At 41.3% G+C, this 5,345-nt stretch carries 6 protein-coding genes, 1 tRNA gene and 1 pseudogene; 6 read left to right on the top strand and 2 right to left on the bottom strand.

From position 1 onward, the window contains the following. Positions 1-139: 139 nt before the first annotated feature. The 6 genes and pseudogenes from KKB09_05130 to KKB09_05105 all read left to right on the top strand — a co-directional run bounded on the left by KKB09_05130 (position 140) and on the right by KKB09_05105 (position 3,767). A pseudogene (locus KKB09_05130) lies at positions 140-292 on the top strand (cupin domain-containing protein). A gap of 73 nt (positions 293-365) precedes the next feature. After that, positions 366-439, top strand: a tRNA-His gene (locus tag KKB09_05125). A gap of 28 nt (positions 440-467) precedes the next feature. Continuing rightward, positions 468-1,229: an alpha/beta fold hydrolase gene (locus KKB09_05120; protein MBU4300571.1), complete on the top strand. Its 762-nt coding sequence runs from the start codon at positions 468-470 to the stop codon at positions 1,227-1,229. Further along, positions 1,205-1,858 carry a DNA lyase gene (locus KKB09_05115; GenBank protein MBU4300570.1) on the top strand — a complete coding sequence of 218 codons (654 nt, stop codon included), beginning with the start codon at positions 1,205-1,207 and terminating at the stop codon, positions 1,856-1,858. The genes KKB09_05120 and KKB09_05115 overlap by 25 nt, the downstream gene beginning before the upstream one ends. Next, positions 1,859-2,305: an archease gene (locus tag KKB09_05110; protein ID MBU4300569.1), complete on the top strand. Its 447-nt coding sequence runs from the start codon at positions 1,859-1,861 to the stop codon at positions 2,303-2,305. 97 nt (positions 2,306-2,402) lie between these two features. Next, positions 2,403-3,767, top strand: coding sequence for a V-type ATP synthase subunit B (locus KKB09_05105; GenBank protein ID MBU4300568.1), 1,365 nt, complete (start codon positions 2,403-2,405; stop codon positions 3,765-3,767). Between the two features lie 121 nt (positions 3,768-3,888). Here KKB09_05105 and KKB09_05100 read toward each other — a convergent pair whose 3' ends face one another. Together KKB09_05100 and KKB09_05095 are read right to left on the bottom strand one after the other, a co-directional pair. Beyond that, a complete protein-coding gene (locus tag KKB09_05100; protein MBU4300567.1) occupies positions 3,889-4,371 on the bottom strand; it encodes a HEPN domain-containing protein in 483 nt (160 codons plus the stop codon). Beyond that, entirely contained in the window at positions 4,368-4,982 is a 615-nt protein-coding gene (locus tag KKB09_05095) for a nucleotidyltransferase domain-containing protein (GenBank protein MBU4300566.1), read from the bottom strand. The genes KKB09_05100 and KKB09_05095 overlap by 4 nt, the downstream gene beginning before the upstream one ends. Positions 4,983-5,345 lie beyond the last annotated feature (363 nt).

Here is a 5,345-nt window from a genome sequence, read left to right as displayed (position 1 = left end):
CGAAGAAATAAGGTCAATTCTTGGAGATTTTGTACGAAACTGCGGGGATAAACCCCTTAATTTGCGGTGGTAACCGCAAGTGGCAAACTATGAAATGGAAGAAATTTAGCGGAAGCTATGCAGAAGTGGCGAGGTTAAGTTAAAAGGAAATGGGGGTATTTTATTTGAAGATGACGCAAAAATGGAATATAGGAAAAATGACTTAATATACATCCCTTCAAATAAAGTCCATAAAATTGAAAATACCGGCTCAGAGGAAAATACATTCTTTTTTATTAGAGTAAAGCCTTAAACGCGGAAATACGCAATTCTTCAGCTAAAGTAATATTATTAAACTTCTCACTCTATTTCTTATAGTACTTGTGGTGGGGGTAAGATAGCCTGGTTAGTCCTGGGGACTGTGGATCCCCATACGTGGGTTCAAATCCCGCCCCTCACCCTTTTTCATTTTTTCTATGGTGTCTCTAATGGAAAACGTAATTTCTTTCAAAAATTCAAAAAAACAGAATCTTGCCGGAATTTTGCATACTCCCGAAATTACTAAAAATGCACCCGCAGTTATTCTATGCCACGGATTTTCCGGCGACAAAATCGGAAAATACCGCTTGCGCGTACGCCTTGCAAGGGCACTTTGCAAAAATGGCTTTGCAGTGTTTCGGTTCGACTTTTCTGGGCATGGAGACAGCGAAGGGGAAATGGATGATGTTTCAATAATTCAAGAGCTTGATGATCTCGAATGCGCGATAAATTATCTGAAAAAACAGACCTTTGCAGACATAAACAAAATCGGTATCGTGGGACATTCCCTCGGCGGCGAAATCGCGATTCTTGAGGCTGCAAAAAACAAAGATCTCAAAGCAATTGTCCTTTTTGCGCCTGTTGCCGACTACACGAAGCTTTCCGCGGAGTTCATACTATCGCTTAAGGAAGCGGAAAAATCCGGATTTGCCGAGCGCGCAAGCCATAAAATAAAAAAGCCATATTTTGACGAAATGAAGCAGTTCAGGCCGATTGAAGAGATTAGCAAAATTAATGCGCCGCTTCTTGTTATTCACGGCACTGCAGATGACCGGGTAAATATCAGCAGCTCAAAGGAGCTCACAGAGAAAGCCAATGAGCCGAAGAAACTTGTTATAATCAACGGCGCAGACCACCATTTTGCCGGATATAATAACACGATGCAGTTGATAAACGAAACTGTAAAATGGTTCTTGAGGTGGCTTACGTAATGGATATTAAATCGCTAAAAGCAGAGTATGACCTTAAAAAATCCGCAATAAAACTGCGCCTTTTGAACTTCGAAAAAATTCGCACGCATGAGCAGATTTTCTACGAAATGTGCTATTGCATCATGACCGCAAACGGCTCGGCAAAAGCCGGAAGAATCGCGCAAAAGCAGCTTGAAGAGACCAAATTTCTGCAAACAGGAATTATCGGCGAATGTGTTCAAGGCGTGCGGTATTGCGAGAACAAAAAGAAGTTTCTCATGCATAATCGCGCGAACCTAATTGCGAATGAAATCAACCTCAGCAAATACCTTTCAGGCAATGCTTTCGAACTTCGCGAAAAAATCGCAAACAACAGCCGTTATTTCAAGGGGCTTGGCTGGAAAGAATCGTCGCATTTCCTGCGCAATGTCGGTTTTTGCGGCCTCGCCATACTTGACCGGCACATTCTGAAAAACTTAAAAACGCTTGGCGCCATAGATAATATACCAAAGTCTATTTCAAAGAGAACATATCTTGAAATAGAAGAGAAGTTAAAAGTATTCTGTGAAACTATTGGAATATCGATGGATGAATTCGACATTCTGATATGGGCGCATGAAAGCGGTACTACTATGGATGAGGCGAAATGAATGAAAATTGTAAAAAACAGTAGCGAGCAGTTCAAATTTTTCCCGAAAACAGCGGATGTGAAGTTTCAGGCATACGGAAAAACGCTTGAAGAAGCGTTCGCAAATGCATCCCTTGCCATGTTCAATGTGATGACAAACACAGAAAAGATAAAGCCAATAATTGAACGGAAAATATCCGCAGAAGCCGAAAGCCTTGAAGCGCTGCTATATGATTTTCTTGTGAAATTCCTTGTCCTTCTTGACGGAGAAGGTTTTGTCGCGCATGAAGTGATTGTATCAAAAGTCGATGATACGGACGGCAAATATTCCGTAGAAGCAACCGCGCTCGGCGACAAACTCGGCCAAAAATATGAAGCCCATAACAATGTCAAGGCAGTCACATACAACGAGATGAAGATATCGAGCAGCAAAAAGGGCTGGGTGCTGCAAGTTGTGTGCGACATATAATACAGATTCAAGTAATGCACGTTTTCATCGATTAACTCAATTAATATAAAGCTTCTGTCCCATATTTTTGAAAGCAGATTATTCTCTGGTGTAATTTATGAAAGAATATAAAACAATCAGCAGGGTCGCAGGGCCTCTTGTATTTGTCGAAAAAACAGAGCCTGTAGGCTATGGCGAAGTCGTTAAAATCGCGCTTTCAAACGGCGAAACAAAAAGCGGGCAGGTTCTTGATACTTCAAAAGATATTGTAGTAATCCAGCTTTTCGAAGGAACTTCTGCAGTTGATAGGGAAGCCAGAGTCAGATTTCTTGGAGAAACAATAAAATTGCCGGTATCCGGCGAAATGCTCGGAAGAATTCTTTCAGGAGCAGGAAAGCCTATAGACGGCGGCCCTGAGATTATTCCTGAAGAGCGGCGTGACATCATGGGCGCGGCAATAAATCCTTATTCAAGGGCATCGCCTTCTGATTTTATCCAGACCGGAATTTCGACAATCGATGCGACAAACACGCTTGTCAGAGGCCAGAAACTTCCTATTTTCTCAGGCTCAGGACTTCCGCATAACGAAATCGCGCTTCAGATTGCAAGGCAGGCAAAAGTCGTGGGGCAAAAAGGAGCTTTCGCTGTTGTGTTCGCGGCGATGGGAATTACGAATGAAGAGGCACAATACTTTATGGCGGATTTTGAAAAGACTGGCGCGCTTGAGCGGGCAGTAGTATTTTTGAACCTTGCAAACGACCCGGCAGTCGAGCGAATTGTTACGCCAAGAATGGCACTCACTGCTGCAGAATATCTTGCATTCGAAAAAGACATGCACGTTCTTGTCATACTTACAGACATGAGCAATTACTGCGAATCTCTTCGTGAAATCGGTGCTGCTAGAGAAGAAATACCTGGCAGACGAGGATATCCGGGTTACATGTACACAGATCTTGCGACAATATATGAACGGGCAGGAATGATAAAAAACAGAAAAGGCTCGATAACCCAGATTCCGATTCTGACAATGTCAGGAGATGATATAACACACCCAATTCCGGACTTAACAGGATACATCACAGAAGGCCAGATTACACTTTCAAGAGAACTGCACAGGAAAGGCATTTATCCGCCTATAGATATTCTTCCGTCGCTTTCAAGGCTGATGAACATGGGCATAGGAAAGGACAAGACGCGCGATGACCACAAATCAGTGTCTGACCAGCTGTATGCGAACTACGCAGAAGGCAGGGATTTAAGAGGGCTTGTAGCGATTGTAGGCGAAGAAGCGCTTTCTGAAAAAGACCGAAAGCTTCTGAAATTCGCAGAGGCATTTGAGGATAAATTCGTGCGCCAGGGAAAGAAAGAGGACCGTTCGATAAAAGACACTCTGACAGTCGCATGGAAACTTATGTCTGAAATGCCAAAAGAGCATCTTACAAGAATCAAGCCTGAAATGAGAGAATTGTATTGGGGGAAATGATTAAGGACTACTCGCAATCAATTTCATAGAATTTTTCGTCTGAGATGATGGTCTTAGTTGTCCGATTTTATCCGATAACTCAAAAAATTTGAGATCACGCTTCAGTTTTTATCTGACGTTTTTACAATTTCCTTAAAATTCCATTAATTGCCTTAAAGAATAAAGACGCATTTTTAAGCGATTCTCCAGCCGGCTCCATATTTGCCTGCGGAAGCTTCTGATAAGTATATTCTCCACGCTTCTTTTTTTCTAAAGAATAGATGCCGAGCAATTCTTCTGCCCGAAGCATCATTTTTTTGTAAATCATAAGCAATTGAACGTCAAGCTTTCCTGTTTTGACAAAGAAAGCTTCAAATGCTTCAAAGGTTTTCTTATGTATGTCCGGCGAGTCTGTTTTTATGCCCTCGCTTAAAAGTATTGCTTTTGCCGAGTAGAAGATGCAATAGTATGAATGGCTTATGACTGCGCTGTAGAATGTAAAATTCTTTTCTATCCTGAACTGCTCCTTCTGAAGCGTTTGATTTCTGGACACCTCCATAAGCATTCCGGCGGCGGCAAACTCATTTTCCGCGCGCTCAAGATACATCTCTGCCATCGGATTCATTTCTTCACCCTCCATATCAGGTTATAATACTCTATCAATCCATAATAAATTATATTTTTCCGATAAATTTCCTTGCCGACATTTTGCTGGTCAATCTGGAGCATTTCAAGAAATTCCTTGCGCGTAAATATGTGATAATCGATATTTATTAACGCCCTTCTTTTTATGGTTTCAATATATGGCGCCATTTCTTTTTTTGACTGCTCAGATTCTGCGATAAGTGCAATGTCGAGGTCGGATTTTTCCGTTGCTTTGTTTTCTGCGTAGCTGCCGAAAACTAAAAGTATGAAGAATTCGGAATATTTGAAAATTCTGTTTTGTATATCTTTTAGCATATCTTTCGGAAGCTTTTTGTTTGCGTATAGTTCAAGCTCGTTTATCAGATTCAGGTATGATAATGCCATATTGTTGTCCAGATTTAGGGAATAAGCAGTTACATCGCCGGTCTTTTGCGCATTAAGAAGGTTCTGCTTTTGGAATTCCTTCAGCGCAAGCTGGACAATATTGTTTGATTTCTGAAGGCTTTGCGCTTTAATCTGCTTGAATGTCAGCGATGCGAAAATATCCTTTTTGAAGACCGCGAATATTTTTAACTGCTCTTTTGTCAGCATATTAATCATCTCATTCGAAACTTTTCAAACTTCGCTTTAAAATCATCTCACTTCGTTCGAAGCTTTTTAAACTTCGCTTGAAAATACCTCTTTTTTGGTAATGCGTTACCTATTATTTGGTAATCTGGATTTATATATCTTTTTGGCGCACGTTTGGCGGCGCGGACCCGGCGGGGTGCGCATAATGCCTCATATTTTTTCATTTAGGTATTTCTCCAGAGATTAAACCTCTTGCGCAATTAACCACATAAACTCCAAAAACCATGTTATCTCAGGGGAGATAACATGATAACCTATGAAAAACTGTATAAAAAAACGAATTCTTTCAGGTCATTTACAGGCATTACTGCGCCTGAATTCGAT

The sequence above is a fragment of the Nanoarchaeota archaeon genome, assembly GCA_018897155.1.
Lineage (GTDB): Archaea > EX4484-52 > EX4484-52 > EX4484-52 > LFW-46 > LFW-46.
The sequence above is the reverse complement of the archived record's forward strand: the minus strand, read 5'-3'. Positions and strand labels throughout refer to the sequence as shown.

What these genes read in the sequence shown, in the direction of transcription:
- KKB09_05100 (MBU4300567.1), bottom strand. Translation starts at nt 4,371, where the DNA reads ATGAATCCGATGGCAGAGATGTATCTTGAGCGCGCGGAAAATGAGTTT.
- KKB09_05105 (MBU4300568.1), top strand. Translation starts at nt 2,403, where the DNA reads ATGAAAGAATATAAAACAATCAGCAGGGTCGCAGGGCCTCTTGTATTT.
- KKB09_05115 (MBU4300570.1), top strand. Translation starts at nt 1,205, where the DNA reads ATGGTTCTTGAGGTGGCTTACGTAATGGATATTAAATCGCTAAAAGCA.
- KKB09_05095 (MBU4300566.1), bottom strand. Translation starts at nt 4,982, where the DNA reads ATGCTGACAAAAGAGCAGTTAAAAATATTCGCGGTCTTCAAAAAGGAT.
- KKB09_05120 (MBU4300571.1), top strand. Translation starts at nt 468, where the DNA reads ATGGAAAACGTAATTTCTTTCAAAAATTCAAAAAAACAGAATCTTGCC.
- KKB09_05110 (MBU4300569.1), top strand. Translation starts at nt 1,859, where the DNA reads ATGAAAATTGTAAAAAACAGTAGCGAGCAGTTCAAATTTTTCCCGAAA.